16 protein-coding genes are annotated in these 15963 nt (G+C 34.9%); 11 read left to right on the top strand and 5 right to left on the bottom strand.

Annotation, left to right across the window (positions count from 1 at the left end; genetic code table 11):
• Nucleotides 1-46: 46 nt before the first annotated feature.
• Nucleotides 47-487, bottom strand: coding sequence for a hypothetical protein (locus LNP19_RS04350; protein WP_072940296.1), 441 nt, complete (start codon nt 485-487; stop codon nt 47-49).
• A gap of 845 nt (nt 488-1332) precedes the next feature.
• On the opposite strand from LNP19_RS04350, the gene LNP19_RS04345 reads away from it, so the two are divergent.
• The 8 genes from LNP19_RS04345 to LNP19_RS04310 all read left to right on the top strand — a co-directional run bounded on the left by LNP19_RS04345 (nt 1333) and on the right by LNP19_RS04310 (nt 7885).
• Nucleotides 1333-2481 (top strand): DNA polymerase III subunit, encoded by a 1149-nt coding sequence (locus LNP19_RS04345; protein WP_230063586.1) that lies wholly within the window; start codon nt 1333-1335, stop codon nt 2479-2481.
• Nucleotides 2482-2485: 4 nt separating this feature from the next.
• Nucleotides 2486-2869, top strand: a complete 384-nt coding sequence (locus LNP19_RS04340; RefSeq protein WP_230063585.1) for a DoxX family membrane protein — start codon at nt 2486-2488, stop codon at nt 2867-2869.
• A 39-nt stretch (nt 2870-2908) separates the two neighbouring features.
• Nucleotides 2909-3418 (top strand): acyl-CoA thioesterase, encoded by a 510-nt coding sequence (locus LNP19_RS04335; protein WP_072940305.1) that lies wholly within the window; start codon nt 2909-2911, stop codon nt 3416-3418.
• A gap of 185 nt (nt 3419-3603) precedes the next feature.
• Complete coding sequence (gene recA / locus LNP19_RS04330) at nt 3604-4611, top strand: recombinase RecA (protein WP_072941004.1); 1008 nt, start codon at nt 3604-3606, stop codon at nt 4609-4611.
• Between the two features lie 259 nt (nt 4612-4870).
• On the top strand, nt 4871-5281 hold the full coding sequence (locus LNP19_RS04325; protein WP_230063584.1) for a hypothetical protein: 411 nt from the start codon (nt 4871-4873) through the stop codon (nt 5279-5281).
• A 192-nt stretch (nt 5282-5473) separates the two neighbouring features.
• Nucleotides 5474-5887 carry a hypothetical protein gene (locus tag LNP19_RS04320; protein WP_230063583.1) on the top strand — a complete coding sequence of 138 codons (414 nt, stop codon included), beginning with the start codon at nt 5474-5476 and terminating at the stop codon, nt 5885-5887.
• Between the two features lie 16 nt (nt 5888-5903).
• Nucleotides 5904-6446 (top strand): RNA polymerase sigma factor, encoded by a 543-nt coding sequence (locus tag LNP19_RS04315; protein WP_230063582.1) that lies wholly within the window; start codon nt 5904-5906, stop codon nt 6444-6446.
• Nucleotides 6443-7885, top strand: coding sequence for a hypothetical protein (locus tag LNP19_RS04310; protein ID WP_230063581.1), 1443 nt, complete (start codon nt 6443-6445; stop codon nt 7883-7885). Before LNP19_RS04315 ends, LNP19_RS04310 begins: the two co-directional genes overlap by 4 nt.
• On the opposite strand, the gene LNP19_RS04305 is transcribed toward LNP19_RS04310, so the two are convergent.
• Entirely contained in the window at nt 7850-8629 is a 780-nt protein-coding gene (locus LNP19_RS04305) for a lysophospholipid acyltransferase family protein (RefSeq protein WP_230063580.1), read from the bottom strand. The genes LNP19_RS04310 and LNP19_RS04305 overlap by 36 nt on opposite strands.
• Before the next feature lie 107 nt (nt 8630-8736).
• Here LNP19_RS04305 and LNP19_RS04300 point away from each other — a divergent pair, with 107 nt between their 5' ends.
• A complete protein-coding gene (locus tag LNP19_RS04300; protein WP_230063579.1) occupies nt 8737-9114 on the top strand; it encodes a GxxExxY protein in 378 nt (125 codons plus the stop codon).
• Between the two features lie 184 nt (nt 9115-9298).
• Nucleotides 9299-10273: a tryptophan--tRNA ligase gene (gene trpS / locus LNP19_RS04295; protein WP_230063578.1), complete on the top strand. Its 975-nt coding sequence runs from the start codon at nt 9299-9301 to the stop codon at nt 10271-10273.
• 59 nt (nt 10274-10332) lie between these two features.
• Here trpS and dprA read toward each other — a convergent pair whose 3' ends face one another.
• Nucleotides 10333-11454: a DNA-processing protein DprA gene (dprA, locus tag LNP19_RS04290; RefSeq protein WP_230063577.1), complete on the bottom strand. Its 1122-nt coding sequence runs from the start codon at nt 11452-11454 to the stop codon at nt 10333-10335.
• Nucleotides 11455-11657: 203 nt separating this feature from the next.
• Between dprA and LNP19_RS04285 the strand changes: the two genes are divergently transcribed.
• Nucleotides 11658-12599 carry an HU domain-containing protein gene (locus LNP19_RS04285; protein WP_230063576.1) on the top strand — a complete coding sequence of 314 codons (942 nt, stop codon included), beginning with the start codon at nt 11658-11660 and terminating at the stop codon, nt 12597-12599.
• A 226-nt stretch (nt 12600-12825) separates the two neighbouring features.
• Here LNP19_RS04285 and LNP19_RS04280 read toward each other — a convergent pair whose 3' ends face one another.
• Both LNP19_RS04280 and LNP19_RS04275 read right to left on the bottom strand, forming a co-directional pair.
• Nucleotides 12826-13395, bottom strand: a complete 570-nt coding sequence (locus tag LNP19_RS04280) for a helix-turn-helix domain-containing protein (protein ID WP_230063575.1) — start codon at nt 13393-13395, stop codon at nt 12826-12828.
• A gap of 182 nt (nt 13396-13577) precedes the next feature.
• The gene (locus tag LNP19_RS04275; RefSeq protein WP_230063574.1) at nt 13578-15848 is read right to left on the bottom strand and encodes a helix-turn-helix domain-containing protein; all 2271 of its coding nucleotides are present in this window, start codon (nt 15846-15848) and stop codon (nt 13578-13580) included.
• Between the last annotated feature and the right edge of the window lie 115 nt (nt 15849-15963).

Genomic DNA, 15963 nt, shown 5'->3' with positions numbered 1-15963 from the left:
AAGATAAAAGGTAAGTTGTTAATTTTATTGAATAGAAAGCTATTAACTACAAGTCATTGAATTCATGTAATGATTTCATCGTATTCTCGTAAAATAAAATAGCTGATATTAAATTTTCTTTATCTGAATATGGCAACATTCTTCTCTGAAAATCCACCGTTAAATCAAGAAAAGCACTTGTCCCTTCTGCCTGAGATTCCATCGCTTTTCTATTTTCATTATTAGTAGGAATTCCTAAATCAGCAATTGTTACACCTGGTTTTGTAGCTAAGGCAATATATGGAAGGGTTTTTACAAGAACCTGTATGCGTTCTACATACAGCTCTAAAAGCTCACCTTTTTGCATGCCTCTTAACTCGTCCAAACCATGGTACTTCTTAATTGATGCACTTGAACTGATAATACTTCTTGGTGCGTTTTTATTTTGAGAAAAAACAACACCGGCAGTGAATAAAAAAACACTTAAAAAAACAACTTTAGTATTCATAGTTTTAAACTTAAATAGTGACTCTATAGAAACAAAATTAAATAATTAAAATTAATTTACAACATTTATCAACAATTGTTTCATAAATAAAAGTATTACAAATAAAAAAAAAGAGTGCACAATGCCGTAAAAATGAGCAATACAACGACTTTTTTTATAATATTCGTTTAAAAAAAAGAGCAGTTAACAACAAATAAAAATGTTGAAAAAAAAAAGTACAACAATTGAAAAAATGCACTATTATTCTTAAGTAATTATAAAATCAAAAAAAGAAATATCACAATTATGCACTCAAAAAAAAGCTAATCAGATCGTAATTATAAATCAGAGCAGTCTTTTTTAATAATTAAAATACTATAAACTGTTTTGTATTTCTCTATTTCAGCGTTGCAATACTAGGGCTTTATATACAATCATGCAATTTTATTTTAACTTATTACTAAAAATTTTAGCAGGAATAAGATTAAAAAAAAATATCCAAAAATGATGCTCAAAATTTATCTCATAGAAATATTACCTTTTTGACAAAAAATCTTATTTAAAAACTGACTTCTACAATTATGAACAACTTAAGACCTAAATTCTGAATTAAAAAATGTAAAAAACACATTATAATTTAACAAATGACAACTAATATCTTAATTCAGACATAGTTTAACCCAATCAAAAAAATATTACTTTCATTAAAACAATTCAGAATATCGCAATAAAAACAAGACTTATAGCCACAAACACTTATTTATTCGAATCAAATATGTTCTTCTATTACTAATTTTGAATTTTAGGACTCTAAAACTTTGCAATCAAAAATTTTTGCCTAACCCATTTTCTTCTATCTTTGCTTCATGCAATTTTCAGAAATTTTAGGGCAAGAACACATCAAAAGTCATCTGACAAGAAGTGCCGATTTAGGCAGAATTCCTCATGCCCAATTGTTTGTAGGTCCCGAGGGGAGTGGCACCTTAGCCATGGCCATCGCTTATGCCCAGTATATTCTATGTGGCAATCAAAATGCAGAAAACCAAGGTTCGAATGAATCTTGCAATTTAAAATTTCAAAAATTATCTCATCCAGATTTACATTTTGCCTACCCAACGGTAACCACCGATGAAGTGAAGAAAAACCCTAAAAGCATTGATTTCATAACCGATTGGAGAAAATTTATTTCGCAAAATCCCTATGGCGGCTTATTTGACTGGTATGCCGTTTTAGGTGTTCAAAACAAGCAAGGTGAAATCCGTGTCGATGATGCCCAAGAAATACTGAAATCATTATCTTTAAAATCATACGAAGGCGGATACAAGATTATGATTGTTTGGATGGCTGATAAATTAAATATTGCCGCCTCTAATAAATTATTGAAACTACTTGAAGAGCCGCCAGAAAAAACGGTTTTTATTTTAATTTCAGAAAACGAAGAAGACATCATCCAAACCATACGATCTCGTTGCCAAGTATTGCATTTTAATGGCTTGAGTGAACCTATAATTGCTGAAGCTTTAGTTTCTCGTGAAAATGCTGACCCAAAATTAGCAGCAAAAATAGCACATCAGGCACAAGGAAATTACAATATTGCCTTGCATTTACTTCATGATGACGATCAAGAACATCCATTCGAACAATGGTTTGTAACCTGGGTTCGTGCGGCTTTTAAGGCAAAAGGAAATGCAGCAGCTATCCAAGATTTAATTCTTTGGAGCGAAAAAATTGCCGGTTTAGGAAGAGAAACTCAGAAAAAATTTCTCGAATTCTGTATCGAAATGTTTCGTCAGGCGCTATTGCTCAATTACGAAACTAAAAGTTTGGTCTATTTTGAACCCAAAGTTGACAAATTTAAATTGGAAAATTTTGCGCCTTTTGTAAATGGTAATAACATTCAAGATATTTTTAAAGAACTTTCGGATGCCATGTACCATGTGGAACGCAACGGAAATGCCAAAATCATTTTAACCGATTTATCTATCAAACTCACCCGATTAATCCATAAAAAATAATACTATGAACAACGTCGCTTCAATTTTAATTTTAGTCTTTTTAGCCCTATCCTTTCTTCAATCCGGATATGATAAGCTGTTCTATTGGAAAGACAATGTCGATTGGTTGAAAAGCCATTTTGCCAAAACCCCTTTAAGAAATCAAGTACCATTAGCCTTAGCCAACATTCTAGTATTAGAATTAATCGCCGGAATCTTATGCGTAGTAGGCGCTATCCAATTAGTGGTAAACGATGGTCGCATGTTTGGCTTTTATGGAGCCGTTTTTTCTTGTATTACCCTGATTATGTTGCTTTTTGGTCAAAGACTGGCCAAAGATTATGACGGTGCCAGAACTATTGTTATCTATTTTATCCCAGCAGTTATGGCTGTATACTGGCTAAACTAGCAGACATCCAATAAAAAAACAATTACATTGACAAATAAAATGACACCAAAACATCCTTCTGAGTCCTTGACCATACTAACCGATTTAGTTTTACCAAGTGAAACCAATCCTTTAAATAATCTTTTTGGCGGCGAACTATTGGCCCGAATGGATCGAGCGGCAAGTATAGCTGCAGGCAGACATTCCCGAAGAATTACCGTAACCGCATCTGTAAATCATGTGGCGTTTAACAGAGCAATTCCTTTGGGAAGCGTTGTAAATGTTGAGGCCAAAGTCTCTAGAGCCTTCAAAAGTTCTATGGAAATATTTATTGATGTTTGGGTCGAAGACAGACAATCTGGAAATAGAACCAAAGCCAATGAAGCGATTTACACCTTTGTTGCCGTGGATGACACAGGAAGACCCGTTGAAGTGCCTCAAATAATACCGGAAACTGAACTGGAAAAACAACGTTTTGATGCCGCTTTAAGACGCAAACAACTCAGTTTAGTATTAGCCGGAAAAATGACACCGCACGAAGCTACCGAATTGAAAGCAATATTCCTGTAGCGAATCCAACTAACTTCTTTTTTGTGATTAAATATTTGTGAAACAGAAAATTTGAATCAAAAAAAGAAGTATTTTTACAAGCACAAAAATTCATATTCAAAGGAAATTCCAGAAAAAACAAAGCCTTCCGGAATTTTTTTTTCAGTGATAAAATAATATAAATGAAAGAAAAGGTAAAAGAGAAGATGAGTACAGAGAAAGAAGCCAAATTAAAAGCATTACAGCTAACGCTGGACAAACTGGACAAAACCTACGGGAAAGGAACAGTGATGAAAATGGGCGACAAGGCCATCGAAGAAGTAGAAACCATTTCATCAGGATCTCTGGGAATTGATTTAGCTTTGGGAGTTGGCGGTTATCCAAAAGGGAGGATTATTGAAATATATGGTCCGGAGTCTTCTGGTAAAACGACCTTAACACTTCACGCTATTGCCGAAGCTCAAAAAGCCGGCGGAATAGCTGCTTTCATTGATGCTGAACATGCATTTGACAGAAACTATGCCGAAAAATTAGGCGTAGACATCGAAAATCTAATCATTTCTCAGCCAGATAACGGGGAGCAAGCATTAGAAATTGCCGAAAACCTAATCCGTTCAGGAGCCATAGATATTGTGGTTATTGACTCGGTTGCCGCTTTGACTCCAAAAAGTGAGATTGAAGGCGAAATGGGAGATTCTAAAATGGGTCTTCATGCCCGTTTAATGTCACAAGCATTAAGAAAATTAACTGGAACCATCAGTAAAACTCATTGTACTGTTTTCTTTATCAACCAATTGAGAGAGAAAATCGGAGTGATGTTTGGAAATCCAGAAACTACCACGGGAGGAAATGCCTTGAAGTTTTACGCTTCGGTACGTTTAGATATTCGTCGTTCTACCCAAATCAAAGATGGTGAAAATGTTATTGGAAACAGAACCAAAGTGAAAATTGTCAAAAATAAAGTGGCACCACCATTTAAAGTAGCCGAATTTGACATCATGTACGGTGAAGGAGTTTCAAAAACAGGAGAAATCTTAGACTTAGCGGTTGAATTTGAAATCGTCAAAAAATCAGGTTCTTGGTTCAGCTATGGCGAAACTAAGTTAGGCCAAGGCCGTGATGCCGTAAAATCTTTAATCAAAGACAATCCGGAATTAGCGGATGAACTTGAAGAAAAAATCAAAGCTAGAATAAAGGAATTAGCAGAAAACTAATCCTCCTTTTTTATTATATTTTAAAAAATGCTCGAAAAATTTTCGGGCATTTTTTTATTCTTCTAACTCTAATTTAAACGTAATTTTTGTTAAAAAATTGAACTTCTTCATTTTTATCTAATTTTTAAAATAGGCTGATAATTAAATTTTTACAAGTAAAAACTGAAATTATTTTCATAAAAACACACTTTTATAAGCAACCATTACAAGTCAAAGGCATCTTTATTATAATTAATAACCATTTAAAAATTTTAAAGAAATGAAAAAGATTAAATTACAAATGCTTGGATTAGTTTTATTTGTAGCTGCTGGATTCACGGCTTGTTCTAATGATGATGAACCACAAAAAGTGATCACCAAAAAATCATTCGTTACGGAAGTGACAGGCCCTACAACCGGAACCGTTAATCAAGAACTTACATTAGAAGTTAGTTATGCCGTTGACAACAGCTGCGGAATTTTTAATAAATTTGTTGAAACTGCATCTGAAAATACCAAAACAATAGAGGTTGAATCTCAATATGAAGACGTTAATTGTAATGCAATTCCAACCATAAAAAAGACGCCATACAAGTTCAAAGCCACAGCCGAAGGAACTTACATTTTGAAGTTTAAAAAAACAGAGACTGAATTTATAACTCAAACTATTGTTGTAAGCCCAGCTTCATAAATCCTATTAAAAAAGGTTGTTTAGTATTAGGCAACCTTTTTTTATACAATAGACAGAAAATAAAAGTTTAATTTTTTGAAAAAAAATACCTTTTTGACGCAACCTTTTTTAAAACACCTTATCTAAGACGTAGAGCTTGTTCCATCTGTAACAAAAACAAGTTCATTTTTAACCTATTAAATTTTAAAGAAGATGAAAAAAATTGCATTATTAGTACTATTCATGACAACATTGGTAAGTTGTAGCCTTGACAACGACAACAGGGATACTTATACCTACAGTGTGCTTCCGGTAGAAAGTTATACTCTGCCTGAGAGTTTTAAACTGGGAGAGACTTATAAAATAGAATTAAAATATCAAAAACCTACAGCTTGCCATATTTTTCAAGGAATATATTATGCTAAAGATTTAAACACAAGAACAATAGGTGTACAGACTGCAGTAAAAGACAACCAAGTTTGCTCTACTGATGTTCCTGCTTTATCAGAAACTTCATTTAACTTTACTGTAACGGCAACGGGTTCTTATATTTTTAAGTTTTACAAAGGGAAAGATGCTGATAATAAAGACATATTTGAAGATGTAGAAATTCAAGTAGTTGAATAACCCATAAAACCATTCTGTGGCATTAGAACAAATAATCAAGGATTGTAAAAAGAATCACCCCAAAGCTCAGGAGCAACTATACCAATTGTTTGCTAAGAAGTTCTTTGGGGTGTGTTTAAAATATTCCCGAAATTATGAAGATGCTCAAGATAACTTGCAGGATGGTTTTATACTTATTTTTAAAAAAATAGAACAATTCAGCGGCAAAGGTTCTTTTGAAGGCTGGGCCAAAAGATTACTGATAAACAATGCCTTACAAAAATTTAAAGGCGTCCGATTTATGGAGGTGCTGGACGAGAATATTTCAGAGGTCGAAGTTGATATAGATGATGAAAAAATATCCCTAGACTATTTATTACAAATCATTCATGAACTCCCGGATCAATATCGAATCGTATTTAGCTTATATGTCCTGGACGGCTATTCACACCAGGAAATCAGCGAAATGCTAAACATTTCGACCGGAACAACAAAATCAAATCTTTTCAGAGCACGATTGATTTTGAAAGAAAAAATTGAAAAACTAACAGAAATTAAATTCGAATCATCGGCAAAATGAAAAACAACAAAAACATAGACCGATTGTTTCAAGAAAGATTCAAAGATTTTGAAACAGAACCTCAAGAGCAAACTTGGTCTAACATCCAAGCCGCTATGAAGGAGGAAAAAAAAGAACGAAAAGTACTTCCGCTTTGGCTGAAATACTCTGGAATCGCAGCAGCCTTTTTTCTGGGCTTTTTTGCGTTAAATACCATTTTCAAAACCGCTACGGATTCTCCTGACCGCATCGTTCTAGACAATAACTCTTTGAATTCTTCAACCTTCGATACAACTTCTGTTCCTACAAAACCAGAGGAAAATAAAAACAGTATTAATTTAAAAAACAATACAAAAGTTGCCCTAACTCCACCAAAAAACCTAAAAAAAACCAACAAAAATGAAAAAGAAATTACAACTCCTGTACCAACAAAAATCGCCCTTGGCCAAGCGAAGAATCAAAATTCTGTTGCAGTTTATTTCCAAAAAAATAATTCACCGTTAAAGCAAACGGATCTCAAAAAAGAAACTTCGAAGTCAGAATTAGCGCTCTCAGAAAAAAACAAGCTGAAAAATCCAAATACCACGGAGGAAATTTTTAATATAAAATCGGAAAAAGAAGCTGTCAAAGAAAATCCGAATACTTCTATTGTCCAAAACGATTTGAAAAAACAAATTGAAATCACACCTGAAAATGAATTAGAAGCTATTTTAAAGGACAAAGAAGCAAGAAAAGGCAAAGTGTTTGCCTCTTACAAAAACAGATGGGAAATCACGCCAAATATTGCCGCGATGTATCCACAGTCAAGTTCTAAAGGATCCTCTATCGATCCACAATTTTCAGAAAATTCTAAAACTACGGATAAAAGCCTTGGATTTGGTATTGGAGTCAATTATGCCATCAATAAAAAAGTAGCTTTACGATCCGGAATCAATAAGTTTTCATTGGGGTATAATACTAATAATGTGGTTTATTCTTCGGGTTTGCAAAACACCACTTTGGCCAATGTCAATTACACTAACACCGCACTAATAGAAGTTCATACTAATACTAATCTAAATTCGTTGATGTCTTTTGAAAAAAATTTACAAAAAACAAGCAGTGGCACCATCAATCAAAAAATGGGCTATTATGAAGTTCCTTTAGAACTTTCCTATGCCGTTTTGGATAAGAAAATAGGTATTAACATCATAGGCGGAATCAGTACTTTATTTCTCGAAGAGAATGAAATTTCATTATTATCAACCAATACTAATCTAAAACTTGGTGAAGCAAATAACTTGAATTCGGTTCATTTTAGTACCAATTTTGGACTTGGATTCAAATACAAATTTGTCAAATCTTTCCAACTGAATATTGAACCCATGGTCAAATACCAACTGAATACTTTCACTAATGATTCTGGAAATTTCAAACCAGTCCTTTTAGGCTTGTATTCCGGAATTAGTTATCATTTTTAATTTATCAGATTCAAATTCGATCAGTTGCTTATAAATAGTTTCTCGAACCTTGTCCCTAATTTCCTTACGATCAGCTCCAGTCTTTCCCTTAGTTTTGACAATTCGATGAATTTTAACCCGCATCAAACCTGGGCTTCCGCTGAAAAAAGTATAAGAAAGCCTTTTTTTATTGTCGCCAAAAGTGATGGGAACAATTGGAATTTGATGCTCTATTGCCAATCGGAAAGCGCCATCCTTGAACGAATCTAACAGTACCGATTCGTCATCCGGTACACCGCCTTCAGGGAAGATACAAACACTCAAACCTCTGTTTATTCTCTTTTGTGCCTCATTAAAAACTTCCATTCGGCTTTTTGAACAACCTCTATCGACTAAAATACAGGTTCTTTTGTAGAAAAATCCAAACAAAGGAATCTTTGCCAATTCTTGTTTTCCCACAAAAACAAAAGGATTTTTAACAATCGCTAGCATCAACATAATATCGGCCATCGAAGTGTGATTGGCCACAATCATGTAGCTTTTATGAGAATCTAAGGATTGGTCTTTATCGATTTTATAGTAAAAACCCATCCCGAAAAGAATAAATCGAGCCCAAATTCGTGCCATTTTAAAAAAATAAGGATAGCCTTTTTCTGTTAAAATTGAAAGAACCAAAAAAGGAAACATAAACAAGATGGGGATAGCCATTAAAATATAAAACCATACCCGCCACAAAGTCCAAAAGATTATTTTTATTCCTTTCATAATGCCAAAAGTATGAAATCGAATGTAAAAACACATAAAAGAATTAACTTAGTGCTTTAATAACCGCAAAGAGCGCAAAATTTCTTCGCAAAGTAAAAAAGTTCAAGATGACCGAAAATGAAATTTCTAAAATTATAATCGGTTTAGCAATCGAAGTCCATAAAAGCCTTGGTCCAGGATTGTTAGAAAACGCCTATAAAGAATGTTTGTTTTATAAAATAAATCAATCTGGGCTTTTTGTCGAAAAAGAAAAAATGCTGCCATTAATTTTTGAAGAAGTAAAATTAGATTGTGGTTATCGTGTTGATTTATTAGTTGAAAAAAAGCTAATAATTGAGCTTAAAAGCGTAGAATCGTTAAATGAAATTCATCTGACTCAAACCTTAACCTATTTAAAACTTGGAAATTACAAACTAGGATTGCTTATAAACTTTAATGAAATTTTATTAAAAAACGGAATCAGAAGAGTGGTCAATAATTTATAAAAATCCAAAAAATAAAATCTCGTTGAACTTTGCAAAAAACTTTGCTTTCTTTGTAGTATAATAATAATCTTTGCGAACTTTGCGCATAACAAAAAATTACACTGCAATCTCTGCGGTTAGAACGAACTAAACTTTGCGAACTTTGCGAAAAAACTTTGCAAACTTTGCGGTTAATTAAAAAATAATGGCAAAAATACTTACTGGTGTTCAAAGTACAGGAACCCCACACTTAGGAAATTTATTGGGAGCAATCATTCCCGCAATCCAATTATCTAATAATTCTGAGAACGAATCCTTTCTTTTTATAGCCGATTTGCATTCGATTACGCAAATAAAAAACGGCAAAACCCTAAGGGAAAACACCTATAGCGTTGCTGCAGCTTGGCTTGCTTTTGGATTAGATGTGAACAAAGTCGTTTTTTACAGACAATCCGATGTGCCACAAACAGCAGAATTATCTTGGTATTTGAGTTGTTTTTTTCCTTTTCAACGCCTCACATTGGCACATTCTTTTAAAGATAAAGCCGATAGACTGGACGATGTAAACGCCGGTTTATTCTCGTACCCAATGTTGATGGCCGCCGATATTTTATTGTATGATGCCGAATTTGTCCCTGTAGGAAAAGACCAATTGCAACATCTTGAAATCACCCGCGATGTCGCTTCGCGTTTCAACCACCAAATGGGAGAAACTTTTGTGCTTCCCGAAGCCAAAATCCAAGATGACAGCATGTTGATTCCGGGAACCAATGGCGGAAAAATGAGTAAATCAGCCAATAATATCATCAACATTTTTCTGGATGACAAATCCCTGCGCAAACAGGTGATGAGCATTGAAACCGACAGCACACCGCTGGAAGATCCTAAAAATCCGGATACTTGTAATGCTTTTGCAATTTATTCTTTATTAGCCAAAGAAGAACAAATTGCCATTATGAGAGCTAATTATCTGGGCGGAAATTACGGTTATGGTCATGCCAAACAAGCTTTGTTTGAACTAATTACCCAAACATTTAAAACCGAAAGAGAAAAATACCATTATTACATTAATAATTTAGAAGAAGTAGATGCTTTGCTAAAAATTGGTGCCGCAAAAGCCGCAGCAGTTGCCAATGGAGTTCTGGCAAGAGTAAGAACCAAATTAGGATACGAAATTTAATTTTTAAATTCACCTTATTCACAACCCTTTCCCCTCAAAACGGAAAGGGTTTTTGTTTTTTAAATCGCCTCAAACAATTTCCCCGGCAAGGGTCTGATTACTCCTTTAAGTTCCATGTTCAACAGCAAACCCGAAATCCTGTAGATGGGAAAATCGCAATGTAGCGCGATGACATCCATCAATTCTTTTCCGGTTTTCAACAGATAATCGTACACTTTTTGCTCGTCCTCGTCCAGAGTGACAAACAATTGTTTCTGAACGGGTTTTTGACCATTGCGAGATTCCGAAGCAATCCCTTCCAGATCCCAATTCAGGATGTAAACCAAATCAGCGGCGCTGGTGAGCAGGTTTGCTTTTTGGGTTTTAATCAGGTTGTTGCAACCTTGGCTGTATTTGTCGGTTACGCGGCCCGGAACGGCAAAAACATCGCGGTTGTAATCGTTTGCCATGTTGGCCGTAATCAAAGAGCCGCCTCTTTCTGCCGACTCGATCACAATAGTCGCTTCGCTCATTCCTGCAACTATTCTATTTCTACGAACAAAATTTTCCTTGTCGGGATTAGACAAACTCCAAAATTCGGTCATAAAACCGCCGTTTGCTTCCACTTTGGCCACATATTTTTTATGGGTTTTGGGATAGATTTGATTTAAGCCATGCGCCAATACTCCTATCGTCTGCAAATTATTTTCGATTGCCAATTGATGCGCCACAATATCCACCCCATAGGCAAAACCACTGACGATTACAGGATTTAAAGGCGCCAAATCCTCTATCAGTTTTCGGCAAAATTCCGTTCCATAAGAGGTGATTTGGCGCGTACCGACAATGCTGATGATTTTTCTATTTTTTAAATCAATATTTCCCGAGGTAAACAACAATACCGGACCATCGATGCAATGTTTCAATCGATCCGGATAATTTTCATCCTGGAAATAAGCCAATTTAATCTCATTCAATTTAATAAATTCCAATTCTTTAGCGGCTTTGTCAAAAACGGTCTTATCCTTCAAATTTTTCAATAACATTGAGCCTACGCCGTCAATGGCGGCAAGTTGCGCTGTTTTGGTTTTAAAAACGGCCTCGGCACTGCCACAATGCGTCAGTAGTTTCTTGGCCATGATATCGCCCACTCCTTCTACCCTTAACAAAGCCAATAGAAAAAATAAATCCTGCTCCTTCATTTATTTAAATGTTATTATATTCATAAAATACTACCTTGATTTGAAGCAAAACTAAGGTCGAAACACAACTAAATCCGTTTTGACTCTCTTCATTTTTTAAAGCTAAACAATTGTTTATGAAAAGTATACATTTTTGTGGGAATTGTTAATAAAAATTGTGAATAAAATTTTGATAACTATTTTCATTGTATAACTTTGTAAGTATGAACATCCAACCTTACATCGCCCAGCTTTTATATCGTTATCAATGCGTTACCGTTCCTGGTTTCGGAGCTTTTTTGACCGAAACTCAATCGGCACAATGGATTGAAAGCGCAAATTCGTTTTTTCCACCAAAAAAAATGATTTCTTTTAATGCTAACATTAGAAATAACGACGGCTTATTGGCCAATCATATTGCCCAATCGGAGAAAACCTCTTACGAATATGCGGTTAGTGCCATTCAACATGCTGTTTTGAATTGGAAAAAAACATTGGAAGAAAATGGAGCGCTTTCGATTAAAAACGTTGGAGAAATAAGTCTAAATACCGATAAAAATCTGGTTTTCATCCCTACGGATCAAACTAATTATTTGTCGAGTTCTTTTGGTTTAAGTTCATTTGTTTCTCCGGTTGTAAAAAGAGAAATCTTCGAGAAAAAACTCGAAGCGATTGAAGAAAAAGCCGCAATTACTTTAGAACCACAAACCGAAGAAAGAGCAAGCAGATCGTATTTGAGATATGCCGCTATTTTTGTCCTTGGATTGGGATTAACCGGAAGCATTGGTTTTAGCCTGTACCAAAATCAAATGGCAAACGAAACTATGCTGGTTGAAACGGCGGTTCAAAAACAAGTGAATAACAAAATCCAAGAAGCTACTTTCTTTATAAAAGCACCCATCCCTGCGGTAACCCTTTCGGTAAAAGAAGGAAAAATGCCTTATCATGTAATGGCCGGAGCTTTTAGAGAAGAGAAAAATGCCGATAAAATATTCCACCGTCTTTCGGATCTTGGATATAAAGCCAAGCGTTTGGCGCCAAACAAACACGGACTTTTTCCTGTTGTTTACGGAAGCTACAGCACTTTAGCAGAAGCTGAAAAAGCCAAAAAAGAAATTCAAGAAAAGGACAATCCCGAAGCTTGGCTCCTGATTGAATCTCTATAAAAACAAAAAACCTCTGGTTTTAAATTACCCCTAAAAAGTGAAAGCTATTTAGGGGTAATTTTTTATACATCGTGCTCTGAAATGTGATGGATTATTAGCACTCCGATGCAACTGATTTTTAAAAATTGATACAGATTTTTATATTTGTTAACGAGTGAATTATAAATAACCAGAAATCAATATAATAAACAAAACATTTTTTATCTGTTGCATGAGATTTAAACGTTTATTTGATCAAATTTATAAGATTGGGATAAAAATTGTCCGTTTTTCCATTTCTTGTTTTAATGGCAAAGAAAATAGGCAAAACTATATTTATTACATAAAGTATTACCCAGACAAATATTAAGAGATTACTCGGGCCAATCACTAAATGTGTGATTTTAAAAAATGCAGCAGCAATTAATATTAGAAAAGCAGAAAAAGTCCAAATGAGTTGAAAATTTAAGAGATTTGCACCGATATTTTTCAATCCAATTATTTTGTCTTTTTTAGTTAGCCATAAAACTAGAGGAACAATTATATTTCCGCTCGGAATTACTAAACCTGACAATACAGAAAGATGAAAATAAATCAAATAATTTTTATCTATGTGTTTATCACAATCTAAAATATCTTCTACGTTAATATCAAGAACTTCACAAATTAAATTCAAAGTTTTTCCACGAGGTTCACTTTCATTATTCTCAATCCGTTGAATTGTCCTTAAATTTACTTTAGCAGATTCAGCTAACTCTTCTTGAGACAAACCTTTTTTCTTTCTTACTTCTCTAATCTTTTCTCCTATTTCGTTCATAATATTTAGTCTAAATTTATTTCACAAAACTATTTATGAAACGATTAATTTGATAACGGTTTATTTGCGGCATTTTTACGGCATTCTTGTCAATCAGTTGATTTAGGTTATAAATTCATCGCACACTCAAAATTTTAAAGCTATAACACTTGCGAATTTAGTCATTTATGAACTTACCCCGCTTAATTCAAACTCGCTTTAAACATCCTTAATTCGTCCCAAGTGTATTTTTCGCCAAATTGTTCTTTCATTGCGTTCAGCGATTCTTCTTTGTAATATTTGAAAGCTTCGCTTAATTCCTCAATTTTATCCTGCGGCATTACGTCACTGACAGCAATTTTTTTGGATTGAATCAATTTAACCAAATGGCTTTCCACCGTTTGTGTGGTGAGTTTACGGATTCTGGCAATATCTTCAATCGAATTTTTATGCAGCCACAAATCATAGGTTTCTTCCACAGTAGATTTCTTTGGCGCTTTCGGAGCAGATTTTTTTGAAGTGTAACGCTCTACATCCTTATCGTCTTCAATCAGGCTGATGTTTAACTTCTTGAATTGCGTAGCAATCACTTCCGTTTTTCGGGATTTGTATTTTTTAATTTCGTCCGAAGTCAATTTCTCTTTCGAAATAGTTTCACCCGAAACGACAACCGCCATCAACAGTTTTGCCTTCATCAATCGCAAAACCGCTTTGGTTTGCAATTCTTCCAGCACCGACAATTCTTCGTAATAAGCTTTTGCTTTTTTGGTTCGTTTTACTTCCTCTATTTTCCAAAGGACTTCAAAAACCAACTCGTCCATTGGTGCCCAAAAATAATTCAAGGCCGCCTCTATTCTATCCGAAACATGAATTAAATCGACGGTTTCATTTGCAAATATTTTATTCAATTGCTGCATGAACTTTTTGGATGGATCCAAAAGTGAGTCGATAGCCTGCATTTGCTTCGTTGCCCAAAGCGCATTCTTCGATTTGCCCGAAGTTTCTGATTTATCCGAATAACTGAATTTGTGATTCCGCCATTCCTGAGCCAAATCGGCCCAATCAAAACTATTAATCAGGTAATTATGGATAAAATTTTTGGTTTCAAAATGCAATGAATTCTTCAACAATTCCTCCGAAGCTTTGTTCAGCGCATAATCCATCACATCCTGATCGTTAGAAATACCGTTCATGCGCAGCGGAGAAAGCAAAACAAGCCCATTTAAGGAACGTAAACGCGAAAGTGCCACATAGGCCTGCCCCGGCAGAAAAACCTGCGAAACATCGAGCGCTGCTTTGTCAAAAGTCAAACCTTGGCTTTTATGTACGGTAATGGCCCAAGCCAACTTGATCGGATAATGCACAAAAGTGCCCAAAACCTCCTCTTCTATTTCTTTGGTCATCTCATCAAGCTTGTAGCGGATGTTCTGCCATTCGTATTTTTCGACTTCAATCATTTTGTCTTCTTCCGGAAAATAAACAAGAATCTCCTGACTCGAAAGCGATTTGATAACACCCATTTTTCCGTTGAAATAATGCTTATCCGCAGAGAGATCATTTTTAACGAACATCACCTGTGCTCCTATTTTCAATTGCAAATACTCGTCGACCGGAAAAATCTTTTCGGGAAAATCACCCACAATGTCCGGTTTGTAACTTGTCAGTTTTCCCTCCAAATCCTCCAAAGCTTGGGCATTTATTGCATCGGCTTTTGCGTTATGAGTCGTCAGCGTAATATAACCCTTGTTCGCTTTTAAATCAAAATCCGGTTTTACGTATTCATTGAGCACTTCAACATCCTCTTTAGAAATCTGATTATTGCGCAAATTATTCAAAACAGCGATAAACTTGTCATCGGTTTGACGGAAAATCTTAGACAATTCAATGTACAAGGGCGGATTTTGTTGGACCACATGCGAATGAAAAAAGAATTTCCCTTTGTAATAATTCTTTAAGGTGCGCCATTCTTCATCACGAATAACTGGCGGTAATTGTAATAAATCTCCTATATATAAAACTTGTACCCCACCAAAAGGCGTTGCTTTTTTTCGAACCGTTTGCATCATGTAATCCATGGCGTCCAGCAAATCGGCACGCAACATACTCACCTCGTCAATAATCAGCAGTTCCATATTACGAATCACCGATTTCTTAAGACCGCTCATTTTAAAATGCCTGCGCAAGGTATCTTTGGATTCAAATTTTACCGTTTCCGAAAATTGAGATTCAACATTAAACGAAGGAATGAATCCACCAAAAGGCAATTGAAACATCGAATGAATCGTAACACCACCTGCATTTAAAGCCGCAATTCCAGTTGGCGCCACCACAACAGTATTCTTATGTGTCGTTTGGATAATTTCACGCAAAAGCGTGGTTTTGCCCGTTCCTGCTTTTCCGGTAAGAAAAACAGAACGCTGTGTTTGATTGATGAATTGTAAGGTATAGGACGCGGCTTCGGATAGTGTTTGCATTTGGCTTGAAATCTAAGATGCTAAATTATTAAAAAAACAGCTGTTTTATATTAAGAAACGTGCTTTCTTGTAGTACTTGTCTGGACGCTAAAATCAGAGTTAAATTCAAAAAAAA

Source organism: Flavobacterium acetivorans (assembly GCF_020911885.1).
GTDB lineage: Bacteria > Bacteroidota > Bacteroidia > Flavobacteriales > Flavobacteriaceae > Flavobacterium > Flavobacterium acetivorans.
Note: the sequence above shows the minus strand (reverse complement) of the source record. Positions and strands in the feature narration are given on the sequence as shown.

Excerpts from the sequence above, each read along its gene's own strand:
- LNP19_RS04350 (WP_072940296.1), bottom strand. The coding sequence starts at position 487 with ATGAATACTAAAGTTGTTTTTTTAAGTGTTTTTTTATTCACTGCCGGT.
- LNP19_RS04345 (WP_230063586.1), top strand. The coding sequence starts at position 1,333 with ATGCAATTTTCAGAAATTTTAGGGCAAGAACACATCAAAAGTCATCTG.
- LNP19_RS04340 (WP_230063585.1), top strand. The coding sequence starts at position 2,486 with ATGAACAACGTCGCTTCAATTTTAATTTTAGTCTTTTTAGCCCTATCC.
- LNP19_RS04335 (WP_072940305.1), top strand. The coding sequence starts at position 2,909 with ATGACACCAAAACATCCTTCTGAGTCCTTGACCATACTAACCGATTTA.
- recA (WP_072941004.1), top strand. The coding sequence starts at position 3,604 with ATGAGTACAGAGAAAGAAGCCAAATTAAAAGCATTACAGCTAACGCTG.
- LNP19_RS04325 (WP_230063584.1), top strand. The coding sequence starts at position 4,871 with ATGAAAAAGATTAAATTACAAATGCTTGGATTAGTTTTATTTGTAGCT.
- LNP19_RS04320 (WP_230063583.1), top strand. The coding sequence starts at position 5,474 with ATGAAAAAAATTGCATTATTAGTACTATTCATGACAACATTGGTAAGT.
- LNP19_RS04310 (WP_230063581.1), top strand. The coding sequence starts at position 6,443 with ATGAAAAACAACAAAAACATAGACCGATTGTTTCAAGAAAGATTCAAA.
- LNP19_RS04305 (WP_230063580.1), bottom strand. The coding sequence starts at position 8,629 with ATGAAAGGAATAAAAATAATCTTTTGGACTTTGTGGCGGGTATGGTTT.
- LNP19_RS04300 (WP_230063579.1), top strand. The coding sequence starts at position 8,737 with ATGACCGAAAATGAAATTTCTAAAATTATAATCGGTTTAGCAATCGAA.
- trpS (WP_230063578.1), top strand. The coding sequence starts at position 9,299 with ATGGCAAAAATACTTACTGGTGTTCAAAGTACAGGAACCCCACACTTA.
- dprA (WP_230063577.1), bottom strand. The coding sequence starts at position 11,454 with ATGAAGGAGCAGGATTTATTTTTTCTATTGGCTTTGTTAAGGGTAGAA.
- LNP19_RS04285 (WP_230063576.1), top strand. The coding sequence starts at position 11,658 with ATGAACATCCAACCTTACATCGCCCAGCTTTTATATCGTTATCAATGC.
- LNP19_RS04280 (WP_230063575.1), bottom strand. The coding sequence starts at position 13,395 with ATGAACGAAATAGGAGAAAAGATTAGAGAAGTAAGAAAGAAAAAAGGT.
- LNP19_RS04275 (WP_230063574.1), bottom strand. The coding sequence starts at position 15,848 with ATGCAAACACTATCCGAAGCCGCGTCCTATACCTTACAATTCATCAAT.